Annotated in this window: 17 protein-coding genes, 1 tRNA gene and 1 pseudogene; 7 read left to right on the forward strand and 12 right to left on the reverse strand. The window is 72.7% G+C overall.

The features are described 5' to 3' along the window. Positions 1-9: 9 nt before the first annotated feature. On the reverse strand, positions 10-1,134 hold the full coding sequence (locus tag ACZ6Y1_RS14100) for an ADP-ribosylglycohydrolase family protein (RefSeq protein WP_469628282.1): 1,125 nt from the start codon (positions 1,132-1,134) through the stop codon (positions 10-12). Between the two features lie 796 nt (positions 1,135-1,930). Here ACZ6Y1_RS14100 and ACZ6Y1_RS14105 point away from each other — a divergent pair. Then, a complete protein-coding gene (locus ACZ6Y1_RS14105) occupies positions 1,931-3,031 on the forward strand; it encodes a tyrosine-protein phosphatase (RefSeq protein ID WP_469627677.1) in 1,101 nt (366 codons plus the stop codon). Positions 3,032-3,099: 68 nt separating this feature from the next. Here the strand turns inward: ACZ6Y1_RS14105 and ACZ6Y1_RS14110 are convergent, their stop codons facing one another. Together ACZ6Y1_RS14110 and ACZ6Y1_RS14115 are read right to left on the reverse strand one after the other, a co-directional pair. Continuing rightward, positions 3,100-5,676 carry a bifunctional FO biosynthesis protein CofGH gene (locus ACZ6Y1_RS14110; protein ID WP_469627680.1) on the reverse strand — a complete coding sequence of 859 codons (2,577 nt, stop codon included), beginning with the start codon at positions 5,674-5,676 and terminating at the stop codon, positions 3,100-3,102. A gap of 40 nt (positions 5,677-5,716) precedes the next feature. Next, positions 5,717-6,499 carry an SDR family oxidoreductase gene (locus ACZ6Y1_RS14115; RefSeq protein WP_469627683.1) on the reverse strand — a complete coding sequence of 261 codons (783 nt, stop codon included), beginning with the start codon at positions 6,497-6,499 and terminating at the stop codon, positions 5,717-5,719. Between the two features lie 493 nt (positions 6,500-6,992). Between ACZ6Y1_RS14115 and ACZ6Y1_RS14120 the strand changes: the two genes are divergently transcribed. Continuing rightward, positions 6,993-7,523 (forward strand): hypothetical protein, encoded by a 531-nt coding sequence (locus ACZ6Y1_RS14120; protein WP_469627686.1) that lies wholly within the window; start codon positions 6,993-6,995, stop codon positions 7,521-7,523. Here ACZ6Y1_RS14120 and ACZ6Y1_RS14125 read toward each other — a convergent pair. Next, positions 7,520-8,770, reverse strand: coding sequence for an aminotransferase-like domain-containing protein (locus ACZ6Y1_RS14125; RefSeq protein WP_469627688.1), 1,251 nt, complete (start codon positions 8,768-8,770; stop codon positions 7,520-7,522). The genes ACZ6Y1_RS14120 and ACZ6Y1_RS14125 overlap by 4 nt on opposite strands. 131 nt (positions 8,771-8,901) lie before the next feature. Here ACZ6Y1_RS14125 and ACZ6Y1_RS14130 point away from each other — a divergent pair, with 131 nt between their 5' ends. Further along, entirely contained in the window at positions 8,902-9,750 is an 849-nt protein-coding gene (locus ACZ6Y1_RS14130; RefSeq protein WP_469627691.1) for a hypothetical protein, read from the forward strand. A 150-nt stretch (positions 9,751-9,900) separates the two neighbouring features. On the opposite strand, the gene ACZ6Y1_RS14135 is transcribed toward ACZ6Y1_RS14130, so the two are convergent. From ACZ6Y1_RS14135 to ACZ6Y1_RS14145, 3 genes are all read right to left on the reverse strand, one after another. Beyond that, on the reverse strand, positions 9,901-10,113 hold the full coding sequence (locus ACZ6Y1_RS14135; RefSeq protein WP_469627694.1) for a DUF397 domain-containing protein: 213 nt from the start codon (positions 10,111-10,113) through the stop codon (positions 9,901-9,903). Between the two features lie 209 nt (positions 10,114-10,322). After that, complete coding sequence (locus tag ACZ6Y1_RS14140) at positions 10,323-11,207, reverse strand: helix-turn-helix domain-containing protein (protein WP_469627697.1); 885 nt, start codon at positions 11,205-11,207, stop codon at positions 10,323-10,325. A 268-nt stretch (positions 11,208-11,475) separates the two neighbouring features. After that, positions 11,476-12,213: a GOLPH3/VPS74 family protein gene (locus tag ACZ6Y1_RS14145; protein WP_469627700.1), complete on the reverse strand. Its 738-nt coding sequence runs from the start codon at positions 12,211-12,213 to the stop codon at positions 11,476-11,478. Positions 12,214-12,399: 186 nt separating this feature from the next. Here ACZ6Y1_RS14145 and ACZ6Y1_RS14150 point away from each other — a divergent pair, with 186 nt between their 5' ends. The 3 genes from ACZ6Y1_RS14150 (at position 12,400) to ACZ6Y1_RS14160 (ending at position 17,730) form a co-directional block, all read left to right on the forward strand. Further along, positions 12,400-15,423: a D-alanyl-D-alanine carboxypeptidase family protein gene (locus tag ACZ6Y1_RS14150; protein WP_469627704.1), complete on the forward strand. Its 3,024-nt coding sequence runs from the start codon at positions 12,400-12,402 to the stop codon at positions 15,421-15,423. Next, the gene (locus ACZ6Y1_RS14155; protein ID WP_469628285.1) at positions 15,420-17,408 is read left to right on the forward strand and encodes an MFS transporter; all 1,989 of its coding nucleotides are present in this window, start codon (positions 15,420-15,422) and stop codon (positions 17,406-17,408) included. The genes ACZ6Y1_RS14150 and ACZ6Y1_RS14155 overlap by 4 nt, the downstream gene beginning before the upstream one ends. A gap of 115 nt (positions 17,409-17,523) precedes the next feature. Beyond that, a complete protein-coding gene (locus tag ACZ6Y1_RS14160) occupies positions 17,524-17,730 on the forward strand; it encodes a hypothetical protein (protein WP_469627707.1) in 207 nt (68 codons plus the stop codon). A 278-nt stretch (positions 17,731-18,008) separates the two neighbouring features. Here ACZ6Y1_RS14160 and ACZ6Y1_RS14165 read toward each other — a convergent pair. Then, positions 18,009-18,081, reverse strand: a tRNA-Arg gene (locus tag ACZ6Y1_RS14165). Between the two features lie 850 nt (positions 18,082-18,931). Between ACZ6Y1_RS14165 and ACZ6Y1_RS14170 the strand changes: the two genes are divergently transcribed. Then, positions 18,932-19,435 carry a nucleoside deaminase gene (locus tag ACZ6Y1_RS14170; protein WP_469627710.1) on the forward strand — a complete coding sequence of 168 codons (504 nt, stop codon included), beginning with the start codon at positions 18,932-18,934 and terminating at the stop codon, positions 19,433-19,435. Between the two features lie 218 nt (positions 19,436-19,653). Here ACZ6Y1_RS14170 and ACZ6Y1_RS14175 read toward each other — a convergent pair. The 4 genes and pseudogenes from ACZ6Y1_RS14175 to ACZ6Y1_RS14190 form a co-directional block, all read right to left on the reverse strand. Beyond that, positions 19,654-20,283, reverse strand: a pseudogene (locus tag ACZ6Y1_RS14175) (histidine phosphatase family protein); the annotation flags it as partial. Between the two features lie 189 nt (positions 20,284-20,472). Beyond that, a complete protein-coding gene (locus ACZ6Y1_RS14180) occupies positions 20,473-22,272 on the reverse strand; it encodes a carbamoyltransferase family protein (protein ID WP_469627714.1) in 1,800 nt (599 codons plus the stop codon). Positions 22,273-22,291: 19 nt separating this feature from the next. After that, positions 22,292-23,407, reverse strand: coding sequence for an NAD(P)/FAD-dependent oxidoreductase (locus tag ACZ6Y1_RS14185; protein ID WP_469627717.1), 1,116 nt, complete (start codon positions 23,405-23,407; stop codon positions 22,292-22,294). Further along, positions 23,404-24,372, reverse strand: a complete 969-nt coding sequence (locus ACZ6Y1_RS14190; protein ID WP_469627719.1) for a cucumopine synthase-related protein — start codon at positions 24,370-24,372, stop codon at positions 23,404-23,406. The genes ACZ6Y1_RS14185 and ACZ6Y1_RS14190 overlap by 4 nt, the downstream gene beginning before the upstream one ends. Positions 24,373-24,382: the final 10 nt, after the last annotated feature.

Below are 24,382 nucleotides of genomic sequence, written 5' to 3' on the forward strand. Positions count from 1 at the left end.
GAGGGGGCGTCAGGTCGTGTGCGCGGGGTAGCGGGACAGCCAGGGGCTGTCGGTGACGGCACCGGCACCGGTGGCGGAGGGGCCGTGGAGGCTCGGGCCCTGGGTCATCTCCAGGGCGAAGTCGTCGGCGAGTTCGAGGAGGGTGGCGCGGCCTTCGAGGCCGGCGAGCCAGGCGGCCGGGAGGGCGGTCTCGCCGTGCTGGGCGCCGAGGAGGGCCCCGGTCAGGGCGCCGGCGGCGGGGGAGTCGCCGCCGTGGTTGACGGCGAGGCGCAGGCCGTGCGGGATGTCCTCGGCGACGAGGGCGCAGTACACCGCGGTGGCGAGGACCTCGTCGGCGGTGCGGCCGTCGCCGGGGGAGAGTGCCTCGACCGTCTCGGGGCCGGGCGCGCCGCGGGTGACGGCGGACAGGGCGCGCTGGAGGGCGTCGGTGACGGGCTGGTGCCCGGGGCGGGCCCCGAGCAGGCCGAGGGCGCGCTGGACGGCGGAGTCGAGGGAGTCGCCGCGGGTCAGGCCGTGCACGATGACGGCGAAGGCGCCGGCGGCGAGGTACGCGGTGGAGTGTCCGTGGCTCTGGGCGGCGCATTCGACGCCGAGCTGCAGCACGAGGGCCGGCTCCCAGCCGACGAGCAGGCCGAACGGGGCGGAGCGGGCGGCGGCCGCCGCGTCCTGGGCGGTGGGGTTCTTGGGGCGTTCGAGGGTGCCGAGGGTGTCGTCAGCGAAGCCGGTGAGGGAGGCGCGGTCGGGGGCGCGGCGGACATAGAGCCACTCCTGCTGCGCGAGCCAGCCATTGTCCTTGCGGCGCTCGTCGGGGCCCCACTCGTTCTGGGTCGCCCACCAGCGGCGGTGGGCGCGGTGGATGTCGGTGGGCGGGTGCCAGGCGCCGGTGTCACGGCGTACGTGGGCCCGTACGAGTCCGTCGACGGTGAAGAGGGTGAGCTGGGTCGCGGCGGTGACGGCGCCGCGGCGGCCGTGCGCGGGGGCGGGTTCGACGAGGCCGTGCGGGCCGTGTGCCTCGCGGATGGCGGGGAGGGTGAGCCCGGCGAGGGGCGCGCCGAGGGAGTCGCCGATGGCGGCGCCGAGGAGCGTGCCGCGGACCCGGCTGCGGAAGTCCTGCTGCTCGGCCCGGCCCCACAGCCCGGTGGCGGTGCCGGTGGCGCCGGCCCGGTTGGCCGTACGGGCCGCCGCCCCGGCCGCGGTGCCCCCGGCCGGGGTCGGCGCCGCCTGGCCCGCGGCGGGGGCGGCCCCGGGCACGGGCGTGCCGTCGGGCGGGGTCGCTGCCGCGAGGTGGACGGCGGCCGCGGTGCCGCCCGGCGGGGTCTGGGCCGCCTGGCCTGCGGGGGCGGCGGTTGGGCGGGGCGGGGTGCTCCCGGTCGGGCGGACGCCCGCGGCGGGCGTGCCGTCGGGCGGGGTCGCCGCGGTGGCGGGGGCCGCCGGGACGGTCGGTGTGCCGGTCGGCGGGGTCAGGGCCGCCTGGCTCCCGGCGGGGGCGGCTCCGGGCACGGGCGGGCTCGCGGGGGCGAGGGGGGTGGCGCCCGGTGGGGCTGCTCCCGCGGGGTGCGCGGCGGCCGCGGCCGGGTCGGGTGCGGGGCCGCCCGGCAGGGCCGCTGCCGGCAGGTGCGCCGGGGCGCCCGTGGGGGCCGGTTCCGGGCCGGGGTCGTCGTTCCTCGTGCCGTTCGTACCGATCACTTCATCCACCCCCGGCTCACAGGCCTCCCGCCGCGCACGCGAACCCGCACTGTAGTGGACACGTCCGATCGAATCCGGAACGAGTGTGCCCAGCGGCGCGGAAGCGAGGGGAGAACGGCCGGAAAGCGAACACTTCCGGCCGCGACCTGGCCGATGGCACGTTTTGCCACTCGTCGTGGACTCGGCCGGTCCCGGCCACGTCTCGTTCATCGGCGGTTTCCCGCGGCCGCCCAGTCTCGGCGGCATGAAGAAGGCCCTCCTCGCCGCGACCGCCGTCGCCTCCGCCCTCACCGCCTCCCTGGTCGCGGTCCCCGCCTCCGCCGCCTCCGCCGCCTCCGCCGGCTGGGAGCTCCCCTGGTCCGGCCACCACCACGACAACGGCCGGTCCTCCATCCCCTTCACCGAGGCCTCCGTCACCGCCGGCGCCGGCGGTTCGTACACCCTCAAATGGAGTGCCACCGGCACCCGGCACGTCCGGATCAAGGCGAACGGCAAGGTCGTCGCCCAGGGCGGGGCCAAGGGCGAGGCCGTCGTCACCGGGCTGCCCGCCGCCGACCGACAGTGGTTCGACTTCGACCCCGAGCGCGGCGAGGGCCTGCGCCTCGCCGACCGCCTCGTCAAGCTGGAAGGCGCCGTCAACTTCCGCGACGCCGGCGGCTACCGCACCACCACCGGCCAGTGGGTCAAGATGGGCGAGGCCTACCGCTCCGACGCCCTCGACAAGCTGACCGCGAACGACCTGGCCAAGCTCCAGCGCCTGCGCGTCAAGACCGTCTTCGACCTGCGCACGCAGGACGAGCGCACCAAGGACGCCGACAAGGTCCCGGCCGGCGCCACCTACGTCGTCGCCGACGTCTTCGCGGGCTCCGGCTCGTTCCAGACCCTGCCCAAGACCCCCGACGAGGCCGTCAAGGCCATGATCGACGCCGAGAAGGCCATGGTCAGCGGCGAGGGCGGCAAGAAGGCCTACACGCGGGTCTTCGACGGCATCCGCAACGACGACGCCCGGACGGCCCTCTTCCACTGCACCGCCGGCAAGGACCGCACCGGCTGGGCGAACGCCGCCCTGCTCACCGCCCTCGGCGTCCCCGGCGAGACCGTGATGGCCGACTACCTGGCCAGCAACGACTACCGCAAGGCCGCCAACGACGCGATCCTCTCCCGCCTGCCCGCCCCGCAGGCCGCCGTCTACAAGCCGATGCTCGACGTCCGCCCCGAGTACCTGAACTCCGGCTACGACGAGGTCAAGGCGCAGTACGGCTCCTTCGACCACTACCTGAAGGACGGCCTGGGCATCGACGCCCGCGAGCTGAAGCGGCTCAAGAAGGAATTGCTCGTCGGCTGAGCGGACGAGCAGTGCCGGGAAGCACCCGGCCGGGGAGCACTCCGGCCGGGTCCTTCCCGTGCGAGCGGTCAGTCCAGCACCGGCAGCAGCTCCGGCAGGTGTCCGTCCGAGGCGCGGGCCGCCTCCTGGCGTTCCCGCGGGACCTCCCCGTACAGCGTCGTACGGGGCTTCGCGGGCCGGCCCGCCGCCTCCGCGACCGCGACGAGGTCCTGTACGGACTTGTACGACCCGTAACCGGACCCCGCCATGCGGGAGATGGTCTCCTCCATCAGCGTCCCGCCCAGGTCGTTCGCCCCGGACCGCAGCATCTCCGCCGCGCCCTCCGCGCCCAGCTTCACCCAGCTCGTCTGGATGTTGGGGATGTGCGGGTGGAGCAGGATCCGGGCCATCGCCGTCACCGCCCGGTTGTCGCGCACCGTCGGGCCCGGCCGGGCGATCCCCGCCAGGTACACCGGCGCGTTGGTGTGGATGAAGGGGAGCGTGACGAACTCCGTGAAGCCGCCCGTGCGCTCCTGGATCCGGGCGAGCGTGCGGAAGTGGCCGAGCCAGTGCCGCGGCTGGTCCACGTGCCCGTACATCATCGTGGAGGACGAGCGGATGCCGAGCTCGTGGGCGGTGGTGACGACGTCGATCCAGTCCGCCGTCGGCAGCTTGCCCTTGGTGAGGACCCAGCGGACCTCGTCGTCCAGGATCTCCGCCGCCGTGCCCGGGATCGAGTCCAGGCCGGCCTCCTTGGCGGCCGTCAGCCAGTCCCGTACGGACATCCCCGTGCGCGTGGCCCCGTTGACGACCTCCATCGGCGAGAAGGCGTGCACGTGCATGCCGGGGACCCGCTCCTTCACCGCGCGCGCGATGTCGAAGTACGCCGTCCCGGGCAGGTCCGGGTGGATGCCGCCCTGCATGCACACCTCGACCGCGCCCACGTCCCACGCCTGGGCGGCGCGGTCGGCGACCTGTTCCAGGGAGAGCGTGTACGCGTCCGCGTCCGTGCGGCGCTGCGCGAAGGCGCAGAACCGGCAGCCGGTGTAGCAGACGTTGGTGAAGTTGATGTTCCGCGTGACGATGTACGTGACCTCGTCGCCCACCACCGACTTGCGCAGGTCGTCCGCGATCCGGCACAGCGCGTCCAGTGCCGGCCCGTCCGCGTGGAGCAGCGCCAGGGCCTGCTCGTCGGTGAGCCGCGTCGGGTCGTCGGCGGCCTGCGCGAGCGCGGCCCGTACGTCGGTGTCGATGCGCTCGGGCACCATCCCGGGGGCCGCGATCTCCCGCAGCGCCTCCCAGTCGCCGTACACCTCGTCGAAGTCCTCGCGGCGGTCGCCGGTACGGCCCTCGGTGTCGATGGCGGTGTGCAGGTCGGTGCGGCCGTAGGCGGCGAAGCCCTCGTCCGGCTCCTGCCAGGGGCGGCCCTCGACCGGCGCCGACTCGTCGGCCAGGCCCGTCTGCGCGTCGGCGAGCGCGCGGACGTGCGGCAGCAGGCGCGGGTCCAGCCAGGGCTCGCCGCGCTTCAGGAACTCCGGGTAGACGGTGAGGCGTTCGCGCAGCTCGAAGCCGGCGGCCGCGGTGCGCCCGGCGAGCTCCTCGATGTGCGGCCAGGGACGCTCGGGGTTGACGTGGTCGGGGGTCAGCGGCGAGACCCCGCCCCAGTCGTCGATGCCGGCACCGATGAGCAGGGCGTACTCGCCGTCCACCAGGTTCGGCGGGGCCTGGATGCGGGCGCTCGGGCCCAGGATGTGCCGGGCGACGGCGATCGCGGCGGCCAGCTCCTCCAGCTCCGCGTCCGGCATGCCGCGCATGGCGGTGTCCGGCTTGGCGCGGAAGTTCTGGACGATGAACTCCTGGAGGCCGTGGTAGCTGCGCTGGATCCGGCGCAGCTCGAAGAAGGCGTCGGCCCGTTCCTCGTAGGTCTCCCCGATGCCGATCAGCACCCCGGTGGTGAAGGGGACGTTGGAGCGGCCCGCGTCCTCCAGCACCCGCAGCCGTACGGCCGGGTCCTTGTCGGGCGAGCCGTGGTGCGGGCCGCCGGGCTCGGACCACAGACGGGTGGCGGTGGTCTCCAGCATCATGCCCATGGACGGCGCGACGGGCTTCAGCCGCTGGAGGTCCGACCAGGACAGGACACCCGGGTTGAGGTGCGGGAGCAGCCCGGTCTCCTCCAGGACGCGGATCGCCATGGCGCGCACGTAGGCGAGCGTGTCGTCGTATCCGTGCGCGTCGAGCCACTCGCGGGCCTCGGGCCAGCGGTCCTCGGGGCGGTCGCCGAGGGTGAAGAGCGCTTCCTTGCAGCCCATCGCCGCGCCCTTGCGGGCGATGTCGAGGACCTCGTCGGGGGAGAGGTACATCCCGTGTCCGTCCCTGCGGAGCTTGCCGGGCACGGTCACGAACGTGCAGTAGTGGCACTTGTCGCGGCACAGGCGGGTCAGCGGGATGAAGACCTTGCGGGAGTACGTGATGACACCGGGCCGGCCGGCGGCGGCGAGCCCGGCGTCCCTTACGCGTGCGGCGGAGGCGGCGAGGTCCCTCAGGTCCTCGCCGCGCGCCTGGAGGAGTACGGCCGCCTCGGTCGCGTCGAGCGCGACGCCGTCGCGTGCCCGACGGAGCGCACGGCGCATCGCGTTGCCGGTCGGAGCGTCACTCGGAGTGGTCATGCGGTGAGCATACGATCCGTGTCGGCGCGGGCAGAGGGCGTCATCGCATCAGCTCACCGGCATTGACCAGCAGCGACTGGCCGGTTATCGCCCGTGCCCGGTCGGAGGCGAGGAAGGCGGCGGCGTCGGCCACGTCCCCGTCGGTGGCGAGGTCGGGCAGCGCCATGCGGTCGGTGAGCCGCCGGTGCACCTCGGCCTCGGGCACGCCCTCGGTGTGGGCGCTGAAGGTGACGAAGGCCTGCACGGGCGGGCCCCACATCCAGCCGGGCAGAACGGTGTTGACGCGGATCCGGTGCGGGCCGAGTTCCCGGGCCATGGAGTACATGGCCGAGGTCAGGGCCCCCTTGGAGGCGGCGTAGGCGGCCTGCTGCACCTCGTTGGGCGCGGCGACGGCGGACTGGGTGCCGATGATGACGACGGACCCGCCGTTCTCCTTGAGCGCGGGCAGGCAGGCGCGGGTCATCCGCAGCGTGCCGAGCAGGTTCACGTCGATGATCTGCTGCCAGGTCCCGAAGTCGGCGTCCTCGATCCCGCCGAAGTACGAGTCCCACGCGGCGACGTGCACGACGGCGTCGACCCCGCCGAACCGCTCCCGCGCGAGCGCGACCAGCGCCTCGCACTGCGCCTCGTCGGAGATGTCGGTCGTCCGGTAGGCGGTGTGCACGCCGTCGGGGTCGATCTCGGCGGCGGACTTGGCGAGGTTCGCCTCGGTCCGCGCCCCGAGCACGGCGTTGCCCCCGTCACGCACCACGGTCGCGGCCACCTGGTGCCCGAGCCCGGCCCCGACGCCGGAGACGATGACGGTCTTCCCTTGCAGCAGCATGCCGTGCCTCCTGGGGCGGGGCGGAAGATCTGACGGTGCGTCAGGGTACGACCGCACCGCCCCGATGTGAAGCCCCCCGCCACCAGGGCCCCACCCGCCCCCAGCCCAATCCCCCGGCCTCCGACCCCCGGCCGCCCGGCCCCGGCCCCGCGGGCCCTGGCGCTCGGCCTCCGGCCCCCGGCACCGGCCCCGCGGGCTCCGGTCCTGCGAGCCCTGGCGGGAGCCGGGGCCCGGTCCCGGCCTTGGCCGGGGGCCCGGTCCTGGCCTGCGGCCCGGCGGAGGCCTGCGGCCCCCGGCTCTGGCCGTCCCCGGCGATGGCCTCAGGCTTGGCCTGCGGTCCGGCCTCGGCCTGTGGGCCTACGGCTCGGGTCCCCGGTTCCGACGGGGCGGCGCCGGCGCCGGAGTGTTCGGGATGCCCTGACACGTGGGCGCCCCCACAATGAGCCGTATCCGGGGTCCCCGCTGTCCCCCGCGGAATGGAGGGCGAACCGAAGTGGCCCATCGCGACGGCCGCGGCCGTGCCACCGGGTCCTCCGCCCGGCCCGAGGAGGCCGGCGCGCCGCGCGGCGACTACTCCGGCGCCGTCTACGGCTCGCTGCTCGCCGCCTCCGTGGTGGTCGGCGCCGGAGTGCCCGAGACGTTTCCCCGCCTGCACCTCGTCGTGCTGCTGCTCAGCACCGGTGTGGTCTTCTGGGCCGCGCACGTCTTCGCGCGCCTCTTCGGGGCCCGCATCGTGCGCCACCTCAGCTGGCACGCGGTCCGCGGCATGGCCAGGGAGGAACGCCCGATCATCGAGGCCGCCGTCCCGCCCGCCCTCGCCGCGGCCGTCAGCCCGCTGTTCGGGCTGGGAGTGAGAGGGATGGCCTGGCTGGCCCTCTTCGTGGCGCTGGCGGGCCAGGTGGGCTGGTCGATGGTGGCCGCCAGCCGCGCCGGAGCCACGCGCGGCCTGATGGCGGCCGCCGGCGCGGTCAACCTCCTGCTCGGGGCGCTGATCGTGCTGCTGAAGGTCGCCCTCCAGCACTAGACCGTCAGCCGGTGTTCCGCCAGTGCCGCGCCCAGGCGGGAGGCGCCCTCCGCGATCTCCTCCGGGGTGTGCGTCGTGAAGGACAGGCGCAGGGTGCGCGGGTCCGGGACGCCCGTGAAGAAGGGGGCTCCCGGGACGAAGGCGACGTCGTGGGCGACGGCCGTCCTGAGCAGGGCCGTCGCGTCGTGGCCCTCGGGGAGGCGCGCCCAGACGAACATGCCGCCCTCGGGACGGTTCCACGTGGAGCCCGCCGGGAGGGCTTCGCCGAGGTTCGCCAGCAGGGCGTCGCGGCGGGAGCGGTACGCCGTGCGGACCCGGGCGACGTGGGCGTCCAGGTCGGCCGTGGCGAGGTAGTGGGCCGCGGCCAGCTGGTCCACGGTCGAGGTGTGGAGGTCCGCCGCCTGCTTCGCGACCACCGCGGCCCGGCGCAGCGCCGCGGGCGCCCGCAGCCAGCCCAGTCGCAGCCCCGGCGCCATCACCTTCGAGAAGCTGCCGAGCAGCGCCGTGCGGTCCTCGGCCCCCGGGTGGGCGGCGAGCCAGGGGAGGTCCGTGCCCTCGTAGCGGAGTTCTCCGTACGGGTCGTCCTCCACCAGCCACAGTCCCAGCCGCGCCGCGGTCTCCGCGACCGCCGCCCGGCGGGCGGCCGGCAGGGTGCGGCCGGTCGGGTTCTGGAAGGTGGGGATCGTGTAGAGCAGCTTCGGGCGCTCCCGCAGGACGAGATCGGCCAGCGCGTCCGGGACGATCCCCTCCTCGTCGCACGGAACGGGCACCACCCGCGCCCCGGCCAGCCCGAAGCACTGCAGCGCCGCGAGGTAGGTGGGGTTCTCGACCAGCACCACGTCCCCGGGCTCGACCAGGGCGCCGGTGATGAGGGTGAGGGCCTGCTGGGAGCCCGAGGTGACCAGGACGTCGCCCGCGCCCGTGGCCAGGCCGCGCGCGGTGGCACGGGCGGCGACGGCCTCGCGGAGCTCCGGGACGCCCTCGGTGGTGGAGTACTGGAGCGCGCGCCGCGCCGACGCCGCGAACGCGGAGTCGTAGGCGGCCCGCAGGCCCTCGGTGTCGAAGAGCTCGGGCGCGGGGAGGCCGCCGGCGAAGGAGATCACCCCGGGGCGCTCGGTGAGCGCGAGGATCTCGCGTACGGGGGAGCCCTCCACCGAGGTGGCGCGGGCGGCGAACGAGGGCGGTGCGACGGCGGAAGTGGCGGCGGCGGCAGGCACGGTGGCTCCTCGGAGTCGGGGTGCGCGCATCGTAGGCAGAGAAGCTTGTACACGGCATCTATGTATCGCATGGTGAAAAGGACGGGGCCCGCGGTGGTCCCGGACCGTCCGACCCCTCCCGACCCCTCCCGATCTGACGTCGCATCAGCTAGACCGGTGCCATGACGACAGACAGGCGACAGGACACCCGCGTCGAGGACTACGCCGGGCTCGCGGCGGTCGGCCCCTACGGCGTCCACCCCGGCCACGCGCTGATCACCATGGTGGAACCCCACCCGGGCCACGAGTTCGCGTACAACCGCTGGTACGAGGACGACCACTACTACGCCGGCGCCATGGCCATGCCGTGGATGTACGCAGGCCGCCGCTGGGTGGCCACCCGCGACCTCCAGGAGCTGCGCTACCCGGAGAAGTCGGCGGTCGCCCAGCCCGTCACGGCGGGCTGCTACATCTCGACGTACTGGGTCACCGAGGGCCGCTACGACGAGCACATGAAGTGGACCGTCGGCATCAACAAACGCCTCAACCGGGACGGCCGCGTCTACCAGGACCGGACGCACGTCTTCACGTCCTTCCAGGACCACCAGGCCACCGTCTACCGCGACGGCGCCGCCGGCCCCCGCGACTTCCACGCCCTGGACCACCCGTACGCCGGGCTCGTGGTCCAGGTCGTCGACGCCGACGGGCCGGAGCAGCGGGCCGAGCTGCTGGAGTGGCTGCGGTCGAGCGCCCTGCCGAAACGGCTGCACGGCTCACCGGCCGCGATGGTCACGCTCTTCCGGCCGACACCGCTGCCCGGCGACCGGATGACCTACGTCAAGCAGGTGGAGGGGGTCGACACCCGCCTGACACTGCTCTGGTTCCTGGAGGCCGATCCGCGGACCTGCTGGGACCGCTTCCAGGGACTGGACGCGGAGGTCGCGGGGGCCGGGCTGGGGCGGGTCGAGCTGGTGGCGCCGTTCATCCCGACGGTGCCGGGGACCGACCGGTACGTCGATCAGCTCAGGTAGCGGCCCGGGCCCGGGCATGGCCGAGCCCCCTCGGCCAGGACGGCGTGCCGGTCGAGAGGGCTCCACTGGGTGGTACCGGTGCTGCTGGTACTGCTGGTGCTGCTGTTGGTATCAGTCGATCCGAGGCGGTTGGGACGCATGCCGTGACGTTCAGGCGAGGCGGCCCATCCGGCCCTCGGTGACGTCGGCGACGAACGAGGTCCAGGAGCCGGGCGCGAAGGTGAGGGACGGGCCGTCCTGCACCTTCGAGTCGCGGACCGCGATGGCCTCCACGAGGGGGGACTTGACCTCGACGCAGGCGCCGTTCCCGCCGGAGTAGGAGGACTTGACCCAGTTTTCGGTGGCGCCCTGACGAATAGCCATGTTTCTCTCCGGTTCAGCGAGTAGTGCCGGTGGGGCGTCGGCCGAATTCGTTCTTTCCGGCCGACGTGATCGACGCTACCCGCACCTCCCGATGGGCGAAGGGGACGTTCACCCGACCGGGTGGCATATTCCATTCAGGCCTTCTGTGGCCGGGGAGTGACGGTGTACCGTACGGGCCCTCCTCGCGACCTGCGCCCTTTTCCGGGCTTTTACTTCCCCTTGCCCGCATAGCCGTCGATGATCTCGCCGATGAACTGCCGCGTCTGCTCGACGTTGAGCGCCTGGGCGCGCAGGTGCTCGTACATCACGCTGTACTTCTGGACGTCGTTGGCCTTCTCCAGGTACAGATCGCTCGTGACGCCCTCGATGTAGACCACCGTCGAGTCCGACGCGTCCGGGAACTCCAGGATCGCGTACTGGCCGTTCATGCCCGGATGCGCGCCCATCGTGAACGGCATCACCTGCACCGTGATGTACGGCTGCTCCGACTGCTCTATCAAGTACTCCAGCTGCCGGATCATCAGCTGGGCGTCCCCCACGTGCCGGCGCAGCGCCGCCTCGTCGATGACGGCCCACAGCCGCAGGGGTCCCACGTCCGGGTTGTTGTTGTCGGTCTCCGAGAGCCGCTTCTGGCGGTGCATCCGGACCTGGACGCGCTTCTCCACGTCGAGCGGGGCGGTCTCGGGCAGCGCGCCGCGGATGAGGGCCTGGGCGTACTCCGGGGTCTGGAGCAGGCCCGGAACCATCTGGGGCTCGTAGGTGCGCAGGCTGGCCGCGTCCGTCTCCAGGCCGATGTACACGCTGTACGGGATGTCGCCGAAGGCGTGCCACCAGCCCTGCTGGCGGGAGTCCTTCGCCATCTGCATGAGGGAGTCGACGAGCCGGCGGTCCTCGACCTCGTACACGTCGCACAGGTCGCGGACGTCGCGCTGGCTGATGGAACGGCGGCCGTTCTCCAGTCGGCTGATCTTCGACTGGGAGACCAGCAGGCGCTCGGCGACCTGTTCGGCCGTCATGCCCTTGTCCTCGCGGAGCTTGCGCAACTCCATGCCCAGTCGGCGGCGTCGGACGGTGGGATTGACATTGGACGCCACGTGAACGGCACCTCCGCCTTCTTCTGTCTTCTTCTGCCGTGCGGCAGCTGTCTCTCTGCGTGCCTGATGTTGAGCAGACTGCCACCGAAGCGGTTGGCGCCGCTGGCGAACGGCAGGGAAAGCAGACGCGCGGGGTGGCGGTACCGGCGAACCGGCACCGCCACCCCGCGCGCTGGTGGCATTGCGGTGGAGCGGGTGGAACTGGCCGAACAGGTCGAACGGTCGAACGCGTCGAACGGGCCGAACGGGCCGAACGGGTCGGACCCGATCAGTGCGCGGCCGCGCGGGCCATCGCACCCGTCCGGCGCGGCTGCATCGGAACACCGTTCGCGGTGGCCCGGGCGGCCGGCTGAGCCGGTGCGCGGTCGCGGCGCGGCTGTGCGGCCACACCGTTCTGGACGTCCATGACGGCGTGCGCCACGAGACCGCCCATGGGGTCGTGCCGGATCAGGTCCCGCAGCCGGGACCTGGACGACCGCCCCTCGTTCCCGGGGTACAGGTGCTTGCCGAGTCCGACCGCGTGGGCCAGTGCGGCGAGCGCCGCGGTCCGCGGGTCCGGTGGTACGCCGGTGCGGATCGCCGTGTCGAGCCGGGTACGGATCTCCCGGCTGATCGCCGTGTCGGTCGCCTGGTAGCGAGTCGTCGGCAGCACCCCGCACATCTGTCCCGCGACGGCATGGACCATGCCGCAGCGCTCCAGGTGCGCCAGGTAAATCTGGCGGAGCCCCAGCCGGGGTCCGCCGATCCAATGGACGGCCCGTACCGGGCTGCCGCGCCTGCGCAGCAGTTCCAGTGCGGAGTCCAGAGTCGGATCTCCTGTCGGCCGTGGCATCACCACGGCGATACGATCCCCGTCAGGGGCTATCCGTCCTGCCAGAGCCAGCTCCACTAGCTGTGCCCCGGCCAGGCCGAGGTCGAGCGACTGCGGCTGCGCCGTGGTGCCCGTGGTCGGGTCCAAGGCGAGCAGCAGAAGCTCCTCCGGAATTGTTCTGCGGCTCCTGCCCATCCATGCCTCCCCGCGTGGATGAGTGACAGGGTGACGCCTCTCACATTCATCTGTCGAGAGCGCCTGCCTGCTTTGTGGGGGAACCCGCAGCTATGTCGTTCTCGTCTAGCACGGGGGCGATGCCCCCGAGACGGGACACTGTTAGACATTCGGACAACCGGTCGTGGCGTCGATGGAGGAGGAACGGTGGCGGGCGAGTCCCCCGACAAGTCGGTAGATGAAGGAACGCCGGGGGCGGTGGAGTCCTCCGAGGGACGCGACCCGAGGCTGTCGGTGTTCAGGCCGAGGGAACCTGAGGGCGGGTCAGCGGACTCCGCCAAGGTGGACGCCCGTTCCGGTGAAGCCGGTTCCGCCGGTGGGGCCGCCGGGCGGGATCCGCTGCGGGAGGCGGTGGCGGCGTGGGTCGCCTCGGCGGACGGCGACTCCGCGGATGCGGATGCGGATGTGGCTGCGGATGCCGATGCCGATGTGGCTGCGGAGGAGTCGGCTGCCCCGAAGGCCGACGGGGCTGCGGCCGACGAGACCGACGCGGGCGAGCCCGGGGCCGACGACGCGGCTCCGCCCGCCGGGAAGGCGGGGGCGGCCCGCGCCGACGAGCCGGCCGGCAGTGAGCGTGGCGTGAAGGCGGGTTCCGGTTCCGCCCCGGGCGGGGCGTCGGCGGATGCCGCGGAGCCGGCGTCCGGTGCGGACCGGGATTCCGCGGAGCCGGGGGCGGGCGAGACCGCCGAGAGCGAGCGCACCGCAATCTTCCGTGCCGTGCGGCCGGGTTCCGTTTCTGCCCCGGGCGGGGCGGCGGCCGATGCCGCGAAGCCCGCGTCCGCTCCCGCCGTGCCCGCGGCGGACGAGTCCGCCGCCGGTGAGCGCACCGCCGTCTTCCGAGCCTTCGGTTCGCGGCCCGCCCCGGGCGGGTCCGGGGCCGCCGGTGCGGCTGCGGCCACCGCGGAGCGCGGGTCCGATTCCACCTCGGAGCGGTCCGGAGCCGCGGAACCGGCGTCCGGTGACGCTCCCGCGGACAGCGGGCGCAGGGCCGCGAAGCCGGGTTCCGGTTCCGCCCCGGGCGGGGCGGCGGCCGATGCCGCGAAGCCCGCGTCCGCTCCCGCCGTGCCCGCGGCGGACGAGTCCGCCGACAGTGAGCGCACCGCAATCTTCCGTGCCGTGCGGCCGGGTTCCGTTTCTGCCCCGGGCGGGGCGGCGGCCGATGCCGCGAAGCCCGCGTCCAGTGCGGACCGGGATTCCGCGGCGCCCGCCGCGAGCGAGTCCGCGGACAGTGAGCGCACGGCGGTCTTCCGGGCCGTTCGGCCCGGTGCTGCTCCGGCCGATGCCGCGAAGCCCGCCGCCGGGGAGTCGGCCGACAGCGAGCGCACGGCCGTGTTCCGCGCCGTGCGGCCCGGTTCCGGTTCCACCACCGGTGGGGCGGCGGCGGATGCGGCTGAGCCCGCCGACAGCGAGCGCACCGCGGTGTTCCGGGTCCCGAAGCCCGGCACCGCCACCCCCGCCACCGCAGGCGACCGGCCCGGTACCGCGAAGCCCGCCGCAGGCGCCCCGGCAGGCGACCGTCCCGGTACCGCGAAGCCCGCCGCAGGCGCGCCCGCAGGCGACCGTCCCGGTACCGCGAAGCCCGCCGCAGGCGCCCCGGCAGGGGACCGTCCCGGTACCGCGAAGCCCGCCGCCGGCGACTCGGCAGGTGACCGTCCCGGTACCGCGAAGCCCGCCGCAGGCGCCCCGGCAGGGGAGCGGCCCGCCGCCTTCCGGGCCGTGAAGCCGGGCGGGGCGGCGCCGAAGGACAGTACGTTCGTACCGCTGCGCACCGACGACGCCGAGGCCGGCCAGGAGCCCCGCCAGGAGCCCCGCCAGGAGTCCAGGCCGCCGGCCGCCCCGCGGCCCCCGGCGGACCACAGCGAGCGGACCACCCAGCAGCCCCTGCCGCCCCGGCCGCCGCTCGACCTGCTCGCGGACCTCACGAACAATCCGCCCCCGCCGCCGAGCCCGCTGCGCACCGCCATCCGGCGGTTCAAGATCTACACGCCGATCGTCGTACTCCTGGCGATCATCCTGGCCGTCGTCCAGCTGGTGCGCCCCCTGCCGCAGCCGAAGCTCGTGATGACGGCGAAGTCCGCGTACACCTTCGACGGAGGCGCGCCCCAGCTGCCCTGGCCCAGCGAGGGCCAGGCCTCGATGGCCGCCGCAGGCCTCGGCACGATCGGCTCGTCCGGCGAGCAGAAGCCCGTGCCCATCGCCAGTGTCACCAAGTCGATGACGGCGTACATCATCATGCGCGACCACCCCTTCAAGAAGGGTGAGAAGGGCGCGATGATCGACATCGACAAGACCGCCGAGGCCGAGGGCCAGAAGGACAAGTCCGACAACGAGTCCACCCTCAACACGGTCAAGGAGGGCGACAAGATCTCCGAGTACGACGCGATCGCCGCCCTCATGATCCCGTCGGCCAACAACATCGCGCGGCTGCTCGCGCGCTGGGACTCCGGGACCCAGGAGGCGTTCGTCAAGAAGATGAACGACACCGCCAAGGAACTCGGCATGACCAACACCACGTACACCGACCCCTCGGGTCTGGACGCGACCACGGTCAGCACCGCCGAGGACCAGGTGAAGCTGGGCCTGAAGATCGTCGAGATGGACGCCATGATCGACATCACCCGGAAGCCCAGCTGGATCGACCCCTCCGGCAAGAAGTGGGACAACTGGAACCGTCTGGTCCCGGGCAACGACTCGCTCGGCATCAAGACCGGTACGACGACGAAGGCCGGCGGAAACCTGCTCTTCGCCGCGCAGAAGAAGATCGGCAACACCAACCAGCTGATCGTCGGTGCCGTCCTCGGCCAGCACAAGGCGCCGATCATCGACACCGTCATCGCCGCGAGCAAGCAGCTGCTGGTCGCCACCCAGAAGTCCCTCGACGGCGCGGTCGTCGTCAAGAAGGGCGACGTCGTGGGTTACGTGGACGACGGCCTCGGCGGCCGGGCCGCGGTCGTGGCCACCGCCGACGTGCAGGCGGTCGGCTGGGCCTCGCTCACCGTCAAGGTGAAGCTCTCCGACGGCGGCGGCCCGCTCCCGCAGACCGCGAAGGCGGGCACCGAGATGGGCGTGCTGACCGTGGGCGAGGGCGCGAGCCAGGTCAAGGTGCCGGTGGCGCTGAAGGACGACCTCGTCGCGCCGACCGTCGGCAGCAAGCTGACGCGCCTCGGCTGACCGCCGGGAGCGAGGAGGCGTACGGGGGATCCGGCGCCCCGGGCAACCCCGGGGCGCCGGATCCCGTCTATCGGGCCGGGGGCGTGCGCACGTGCGCGTGCGCGGGTGCGGATCCACGTGTGGGGAGTACGGCTGTGACCACCGCTGAGCGGCAGGACCGGCGTGCGGGCGCGGTGGCCGCGCCGCCGGCCGGCGGTGATTCCCGGCCGTCCGCGACCGGCTGGGCCCGGCGGCATCCGGTGGTCGTGGCCACCGTGCTCGCGGGGCTGCTGCACGTCGCCTGGTTCTACAGCTTCGCCAACAGCGGCGGCGATCTGGCCGCGCAGGACGCCTGGGCCGAGTTCGTCGGCCGGCATCCCGACTCGGCGTACAACCTCGCCTGGTACGGGGGCATGCACCCGGTGTCGTACAGCGTGGTCTCGCCGTACCTCATGCACATGCTCGGCGTCCGGACCACGATGATGATCGCCGGCACCGTCTCGGCCGGCCTGCTCGCGCTGGTGCTGACCCGCTGCCGGGGCGCCGTGCGGGAGCCCCTGTGGCCCGCCCTGGCCGGGGTGTACGGGCTGCTGTGCAACGCCCTGTCCGGCCGCGTCACCTTCGGGCTCGGCGTGATGTTCGCGCTCGGCGCGGTCGCCGCCGTCTTCTGCTGGCCGCGCAAGTGGTCGCGCCGCCGCTGGGCCAAGGCGGCGGTGGCAGCGCCGCTCGCCGGGCTGGCGACGGCGGCCAGTCCCGTCGCGGGCCTGTTCCTCGGGGTGATCGCGGCCGCGCTGTTCCTGAGCGGGCGGCGCCCGGGTGCGTACGCGCTGGGGCTGGCGCCGGTGGCCGTGGTCGGGCTGTCGGCCTGGCTGTTCCCCTTCTCCGGGACGCAGCCGATGAAGTTCGGCTCGGCGTGGCTGCCGTTCGTGTTCGGGCTCGCTGTCATGTTGCTCGTACCGAAGCGGTGGAAAACCGTCCGGATCGCCTCGGCGGTCTACGCCCTCGGGGTGTTCCTGACCTGGGCGATCGACTCGCAGGTCGGTTCGAACGTCACCCGGCTGGTGATGCTGTTCGGCGGGGCGGTGCTCCTCGCGGCCCTCCCGTACGCCGCCGAGCGCTCCCGGCGCCGGTACGCGCTGGTGGCCGCCTTCGCCGGGCTCACCGTCTGGATCACCGTCAACAGCGTCATGGACGTGGTCCGCACCACCCCGGTGGCGGCCTGGAACCGGGAGCTGGCCCCGCTCGTCGACCAGCTGAAGAAGGCGGGCGCCGACCGCGGCCGGGTCGAGGTGGTGCCGGCCAGCAGCCACCGGGAGTCCTCCGCCTTCCCCTCGTACGTGAACCTCGCGCGCGGCTGGAACCGGCAGGCCGACCTGGAGCGGAACCCGCTCTTCTACGACGACACCCTGACCGCCGAGAGCTACCGGGCCTGGCTGGAGCGCTGGGCCGTGCACTACGTGGTGCTGCCGGCCGACAAACCCGACTCGGGCGGGGAGGACGAGGCGAAGCTGCTGCGCGGCGGGCTCCCGTACCTCCGCCAGGTGTGGGGCGACGCGAACTGGCAGCTCTTCAGGGTCGACGGGCCGACCGACCTGGTGGCCGGGCCGGCGACCGTGGTGCGGGCGACCGCGGACCGGCTGGTCATCGACGTGAAGCAGGCCGGCCGGGTGTTCGTACGGATCCCCCACTCGCCCTGGCTGGGGCTGGTGGACGCCTCGGGCAAGCCGGTGGCGCCGCCGGAGGAGACCTTCGCGTCGCGGGCCCGGAGCGGCGCCAGGGGCGGCGGCGGGGCCTCGCTCCCGAAGGAGTACGCGAACACCGCCGGGTGCCTCTTCAAGGCCCCCCCGGACGCGGCCGGGGACGTGTGGACGGAGCTGCTGGCCCCGGCGCCGGGGGAGTACCAGGTGGCGGCGAAGTACCAGCTGCCGCGGGGGACGCCCTGCCCGGAGGAGCTGGTCAACCAGTCGGTGGGGTCGCCGCCCCGGCAGGTCCCGCCGCGCCCGTGAGGCCTGGCCGGTCCGCGATTCTTTAACGTCGGTCCGGGTGCGTTCGTACCTGTATCTGCATACGATCCCAATAGTCCGATTGGATGCCGTGTCCCCCGAGGGAGTTGACGACGGGATGACCAAAGAGCAGAAGCAGGATGTCCGGGCAGCCATCGCGAAGGCGCAGGCGCAGGACCGGGTGCCGCCGCGCACGCAGGGCCACGGTTTCGACGGGCCGGTGCGGAGCAAGGTCAAGGGCGGACTGCACACGAAGGCCGCGCTCAAGCGGGCCGGCACTCCGCAGGGCGACCGTATCGGCGAGCGCACCAGCGGCCTGAGCTGATCCGAGATGGCGAGGCCCTTCCGGTGTCCGGCCGGGAGGGCTTTCGCAACCGCCTCGCGGGGAGGTACCAGGACAACCGTTCCATCCCCTGCCGGATATCAGCACCGACCCTCGTAGCGCCGGCGGCGTACCGCACCGCGGCACCGCGGCGGCGGCGGACCGAATCGGCCTCTGCGCCTTCTGACCTGCGGTCGGGACCGATCGCGACCACGAGCACGACCACGGCCCGCCACACGACGAGGACCCCCGGCCTGATCGGCCGGGGGTCCTCGTTCCTGTGCCCTCGGCAGGATTCGAACCTGCGACACCGGCTTTAGGAGAGCCGTGCTCTATCCCCTGAGCTACGAAGGCGGGGCCTTGCACCGCGGCAAGGGTCTGGGCCGTCCACCTGGCGGCCCAGGGACAGCGTAGCGGATCAGGAGGCGGCTACGGGGCCCCGTTTTCGGGGGATGGGGTGGGGCGGGGGCGCGGCGTGAGCGGGGCCGCGTGGAGATCGTCATTGCGACGGCGAAGTCCTCGCCCCCGGGCGGAGGTGTCAAGGGCGGGATCCCGCCGGTGTTCCGCTTCCTCCCCGGGGCGGCGCATATTTCCGGCCTCCGCCCGACCTGGCCGGTTGTCGTCCGGTTCCACATTTTCGGCCTGGCCGGGACGCATGATTGCTGGAGCATGAACCAGGCGTGACACCACGCCCGTACCGGGTCTCGTAGAAGTCTACGAAGAGCGGTTCTCAGCCAGGGCAGTTTTCATGTCTTCGACCGCTAGCTGACACCACTCGGTTGCCTGTCTACTCGTGACGAGTTGCCGCGAAGCAGGCGGAATGCGCCTGCGACTCCGGGTCGCCATCACTCCTGGGGCGTCCGTGCGGCAGCCGAAATCCCAGCCAGGATCCCGGTCCCTCCCGTTTCCTGGCCGAACGAAGGGGGAGGGCCTTGAGTGTGACGCTGTCTGGTCGGCACGTCGCCGTCGCATGGCCTGATCCAAGCCATCCGCAAGGCGACCGAACCGGATCCGATCCACATCCCGGCCGTACCGGAACACCTGATCGGCGCTCCGCCGCGCCGATCTCCCGCAGGTGCCACCAGCAGATCTGACCGCTGGGCCGGCATCCGCAGGGCCCCCTACCAGCCCCGGGTGCGGAGCACCGCACGGGCACAGCAGCACACCATCCGGGGAATCCCCCACCCTCTCCAAAGGAGTGACCATGACCGCGCACACCACCGAACCGAGCGTCCAGGCCGTCGAGACCGCCTGGCTCGACGAGGCGATCAGACTGGCCACCGAGAGCGTGGCCAACGGCGGCGGCCCGTTCGGTGCCCTGATCGCCAGGGACGGCGAGATCGTCGCACTCGGGAACAACCAGGTCACCTCCAACCTGGACCCGACGGCGCACGGTGAGGTCACCGCGATCCGCAACGCGTGCCAGAAGCTGGGTACCTTCTCCCTCGAGGGCTGTGTCCTGGTCACCTCGTGCGAGCCCTGTCCGATGTGCCTGTCCTCCGCCCTGTGGGCGCGCGTGGACCGGATCATCTTCGCCGCCGACCGTGACGACGCCGCGGTGGCGGGCTTCGACGACCGCAAGTTCTACGACCTGCTCGAGGTCAAGGCCTCCGCGAACTGGCCGATGCAGATCGAGCGGCTCGACCTGCCGAACCGTACGGCGCCCTTCGACGCGTGGCTGGCCAAGACCGACCGCATCGACTACTGAGCACCCCCGGTCAAACCCCGGTCCCCGGCTCCTTCGCGCGGCAGGAGCCGGGGACCGTCGGTGACATCGGTCGCCAGGTCAGCAGGAAGCGCCCAGAAGCGCCCCGGCCCCCGTGGCCGGGGCGCTTCCTGCTTTCCCGCTTCCACCGCTTCCACCGCTTTCCCGCATTCCGGCTTCCTGCCGCCGTGCGCGGCCCCGCAGCCCCGCGGCCACCGCGGCTACCGCAGGTGCGAGGTGTCGTTGAACGACCGTACGGACGCGTTCCCGGTCGGGTAGTACGCGATCGTCGAGACCGACGCCGCCGCGATCTCCATCCGGAACAGCGACTCGGGCGGCGCGCCGAGCGCCAGCCGGATCAGCTGCCTCACCGGTACCACGTGCGACACGACCAGTACGGTCTGTCCGGCGTGGCGCGCCAGCAGCCCGTCCCGCGCCGCCGCGACCCGCCCGGCCACCACGTCCATGGACTCCCCGCCCGGCGGCACGGCCGCGGGGGAGCGCAGCCAGGCCGCCAGCTCCTCCGGGTGTCGCTCGCGCACCTCGGCGAAGGTCAGCCCCTCCCAGGCGCCGAAATCCGCCTCCCGCAGTTCCTTGTCGACCCGCACCTCCAGCCCCAGGTGCCCGGCCGCCGCCTCGGCGGTCTCCCGGCAGCGCCGCAGCGGCGAGGTCACGACCGCCTGTACGTCCCCCCGCGCCGCGAGCAGGGCCGCGGTCGCCTCGGCCTGCCGCCTCCCGGCCGCGGAGAGCGCCGGGTCGGTGCCACCGCTGCCGGAGAACCGCTTCTCGGGCGTCAGGGCCGTCTCCCCGTGCCGTACGAGGAGGAAGGTGGTGGGCGCGCCCTGGTCGGCGAGCCCCGCCGGGGCCGGCTCGGGCCCCCCGGTCTTCTCGTGCCCCCCGGTCTTCTCGTGCCCGTCCTGCTCCTCGTGCTCCTTGCGTACGTTCAAGCCTGATGCTCCTGGATGTGTGGGCGTACGGGCGAAAGCCGTCGCCGGGACGTCCGTGTACGACGTCCCGGCGACGGGTGGGGCGGGGAGGGGTCAGGCGGACGCGGCGGTCTTCCTGACGAGGTGGTTCCCGAGCACGACGTAATCGATCTCCGTGCCGAGGAAGCAGTTCAGCGCGTCGGCCGGGGTGCACACGATCGGCTCGCCGGCCACGTTGAACGAGGTGTTGATCAGGCAGGGAACGTCGGTCAGGGCGGTGAACCGCCGCAGAAGCGCCGCCAGCCGAGGGGTGGCCCCGTCGGTGAGCGTCTGGACCCTGGAGGTGCCGTCCACGTGGACCGCACCCGGGATCCGGTCCACGAACTCCGGCCGCACCGGGAAGACGAAGGTCATGTACGGCGAACGGGTCTTGCGGCCCATGTCGAAGACCCGCGGCGCGTCCGACTCCAGGACGAGCGGTGCGAACGGGCGGAACGGCTCGCGGTGCTTGACCTTGGTATTGATGATGTCCTTGATGTCCGGGAAGCTCGGGTTCGCAAGGATGCTGCGGTGCCCCAGGGCCCGCGGCCCGTGCTCGACCCGGCCCTCGAAGTAGCCGACGACGACCTTCTCGGTCAGCAGCTTCGACACCTGGTCGACGATCTCGTCGTCGCTCAGCCGCGTCCACTCCACGCGGTCGCCGAACTCCGCGAGGGTCCGCTCGATCGTCGCCTCGTCGTACTCCGGACCGAGGTACGGGGTGACCGGCGCGACGGGCTTCACCCTGCCGGCGCTGTCCGGGTGGCCGATCCACGCCTGCACCGCCGCGCCGATGGTGATGCCGGTGTCGCTGGCACCGAAACTCACGTCCATGTCCGCGAACCGCGACCCCTCGAACAGCGGGGTGTTGTTGAGGCAGTTCAGCGCCACGCCGCCCTCGAACAGCAGGCGGTCCAGACCGGACTTCGCCTCCAGCGCGCGGACCTGGTGGCGGGTGACGACCTCCAGCATCTCCTGCGCCGCGGCGGCCACCGTGGCCTGGTATTCGAGGGTGTCCTGCCGGGGACCGAAGTACTCCTCGAAGAGCGGGTCGAGGCTGTGCGGGTCCTCCGTCGCGAGCGGCGTGGAGAAGGTGTACCGCCCGTCCTCGCGCAGTTCGACGAGGTTCTCGACGAACGGGTTCGGGACCGGGGGCTTGGCGTAGCCGGCCAGTCCCATGACCTTGTACTCGTCATTGTTGGGAACGAAGCCCAGGAACCGTGTGATCGCGCTGAAGAGGATGCCGATCGAGTACTCGGCGCCGATCGTCGTCTCTTCGAAGACCTGGATCCGGCCGTCGCGGATCTCGCCCATCAGCGTCGAGAACCGCTCGGCCCGGCCGTCGCTGACGAGGAACGCGGCGTCGTGCATGCCGGCCAGGTAGTAGCCGGTCATCGCGTGGGCGATGTGGTGCGGTACGAACACCACCTTCTCCGGGTCGGGGGTGAAGCCGGTGCGCGCGGCGAAGTCCGCGATCATCGCCTCGGGGCTGACGATCTCGGAGAACAGCCTGCGCATGCTGTCCACGACGTATGCCTGCGCCCCGGGGTCCATGGGAGCCGCCATGATGTCGGCCAGGAGCCGCTCCTGCACGCCCGCCGACCAGTCCCAGGGAATGGCGATCAGGTCGATGTCCGAGAACTGGATCCCGGCCTGGTCCAGACACCACTTCACCGAGTTGAACGGGAAGTCGGTGGTCTTCTTGTCCCGGTTGAGGCGCTCCTCCTCCACGGCGGCGACGAGTTCGCCGTCGACCAGCAGCGAGGCACCCGCGTCGTGGCCCATGAGGTAGTGCTTGTTGATGCCGACAGCGCCGAGGTTCTCGGCGAAGAACTCCGACACCCGGGTGAAGCCGTTACAGCCCAAGACGATCATGTGAGGATTCCTTTCTCTGCTACGCGGCCGTGGCCGTGCCACCGGACAGGCGGTCGGTGGTGAGGCCGGCCGTGTCGGTCCAGGGCTGCTTGCCGAGCACGAGGTCGCGGACGATCTCTCCCGCGGCGGGCGCCTGGCACAGCCCCTGGCCGGAGAAGCCGGCCGCGTAGATGAAGCCGGGCCGGGACGGGACGCGGCCGATGAGGGGCAGCCCGTCCGGGCTGATGTCGAGGTGGCCGGTCCAGCCGAGGTCGAGCCCCTGGCCGGCGAGGGCCGGATAGGTGGTGCCGAGCTGCTCCGACACCCGCCGCAGCCAGTCCTCCCGGGACTCGTCCGGTCCGGGGCGGCCCATCCCGACGAGGATCCGGTCCCCCAGGGTCCTGATCCGCAGGCTGGACGGGTGCAGGGTCATCGGCAGCGCGGTACGCGGAGCGTCGGCGGGCGGATCGGTGAGGAGCATGTCCACGGGGTACGTGATCACCGGAAGGGCCACGCCCGCCATGGCGGCGACCGTGTCCGCCCAGGGCCCCGCCGCACAGATGACCGTGTCGGCGCGGATGCTGCCCGCGGGCGTGTGGACCCGCCCGTCCGGGTCGATGCCGGTGACGGGAGTCTCCGTGTGCAGTACGGCACCCTCCCGCTCGGCGGCCGCGGCGTAACCGCGCACGATCGCGCCGGGGTCGATGGAGTAGGCCTCGGGCGCCCAGGCCGCCGCCACGATGCGGTGCTCGTCCACCAGCGGGTTGAGCCGCACGGCCTCGGACGGTGTCACGAGCTCGACGTCCACCCCCGCGGCCTGGTGGGCGGCCTGCTCCTGCCGGAACGCCTCCACCTGCTCCTCGTCGGTGAACAGCACCAGGAAGCCGAAGCGCTCCAGACCGAGGTCCGTCCCGGTCCGCTCGTGGAAGGAGTGGTACGCGTCCATGCTGCGGGCGGCCAGCCGGCTGGTGAGGGGGCTGCCGGGGAAGAACGTGCGGACGACGCCCGCGGTGTTCCCGGAAGCCCCCGATCCGAGGGCGCCGCGCTCCAGCAGAACGGTGCCGACGCCGGCCTCGGCGAGGTGGTACGCGATCGACGTGCCGATGACGCCTCCGCCGATGACGAGGGTCTCGGTGTGTTCGGGCAGCTGGGTCATGCGGGCTGCTCCTGCTCGGTGGGGCGTTGTTGGCGGAGGTGGTCGGTGGCGTCCCAGGGGAAGAGGTGGAGGTTCCAGGCGCCGAGGAGGTTGATGTAGAGGGCGAGTTGGCGGGTGACGGCGAGGTAGTCGTCGCGGTCGAGTTGGTCGAGGAGGGTGAGGAAGCGCTGGGTGTAGTCCCAGAGTTTTTCGAGGCCGCAGTAGCCGAGGAATTCGGCGGGGACGCCGATGAGGAGTCGGGTCATCTGGCGGAGGGGTTCGAGGGGCATGTCGGCGACGGCGGCGCGGATGAGTCCGCCGTAGCCGGCGTAGCCGAGGGGGCGGGTTTCGCCGTTGACGAAGAGGAGGGTGGGCAGGACGGTGTCGTGGGTGCCTGCGCCGGAGGGGATGACGCCTTCGTGGAGGGCGGCGAGTTCGGGGGGTGCGGTGAGCCAGTACCGGTCGGTCTCGGTGTGGATGTCGTGGATGAGGGCTTGTGCTTCGGTGTGGGTGGCGGTGAGTTGGGGGATGGTGTGTCCGCTGGTGGTGCCGGCTTTGCGGACTTCGACGAGGATCTGCTTCTTGGTGGAGTAGACGGCGTCCCATATGGCGTCGCCGGCTTCCTTGAGGGCGGTGATGTCTTCTTCGCGGATGCGGCCGACGGGGGCTGCGGGCATGGGTTCGGTGAGGGTGCCGTATTTGATGCCGAGGTGTTGGAGGCCGGAGCAGAAGACGGTGCCGTCGGGTGCGTCGCGGCGGTCGGCGATGCGTTCGGTGGCGTGGAGGTGGAGGAGGGAGGGGATGGGCGCGTGGTGGTAGAGGTGCTGGCCCGCGACGAGGGCGTGGCCCTGGAGGCTCTGGTAGGGGAGTGAGTCCCACAGTGCGTCGGCGAGCTCGGGGTTGCGCCCGTCGAGCTCGGCGGTGACGGTGATACCGAGGTCGGGCCAGACGATCTCGATGTGTCGAGCAGTGGATATCCCGGTCAAGGCATGTCCC

This window comes from Streptomyces sp. NPDC053432 (assembly GCF_055585365.1).

Coding starts and splice junctions, on each gene's coding strand:
- ACZ6Y1_RS14135 (WP_469627694.1), bottom strand. CDS start 10,113: ATGGCTATTCGTCAGGGCGCCACCGAAAACTGGGTCAAGTCCTCCTAC.
- ACZ6Y1_RS14105 (WP_469627677.1), top strand. CDS start 1,931: ATGAAGAAGGCCCTCCTCGCCGCGACCGCCGTCGCCTCCGCCCTCACC.
- ACZ6Y1_RS14125 (WP_469627688.1), bottom strand. CDS start 8,770: ATGCGCGCACCCCGACTCCGAGGAGCCACCGTGCCTGCCGCCGCCGCC.
- ACZ6Y1_RS14160 (WP_469627707.1), top strand. CDS start 17,524: ATGACCAAAGAGCAGAAGCAGGATGTCCGGGCAGCCATCGCGAAGGCG.
- ACZ6Y1_RS14170 (WP_469627710.1), top strand. CDS start 18,932: ATGACCGCGCACACCACCGAACCGAGCGTCCAGGCCGTCGAGACCGCC.
- ACZ6Y1_RS14180 (WP_469627714.1), bottom strand. CDS start 22,272: ATGATCGTCTTGGGCTGTAACGGCTTCACCCGGGTGTCGGAGTTCTTC.
- ACZ6Y1_RS14185 (WP_469627717.1), bottom strand. CDS start 23,407: ATGACCCAGCTGCCCGAACACACCGAGACCCTCGTCATCGGCGGAGGC.
- ACZ6Y1_RS14110 (WP_469627680.1), bottom strand. CDS start 5,676: ATGACCACTCCGAGTGACGCTCCGACCGGCAACGCGATGCGCCGTGCG.
- ACZ6Y1_RS14130 (WP_469627691.1), top strand. CDS start 8,902: ATGACGACAGACAGGCGACAGGACACCCGCGTCGAGGACTACGCCGGG.
- ACZ6Y1_RS14145 (WP_469627700.1), bottom strand. CDS start 12,213: ATGGGCAGGAGCCGCAGAACAATTCCGGAGGAGCTTCTGCTGCTCGCC.
- ACZ6Y1_RS14115 (WP_469627683.1), bottom strand. CDS start 6,499: ATGCTGCTGCAAGGGAAGACCGTCATCGTCTCCGGCGTCGGGGCCGGG.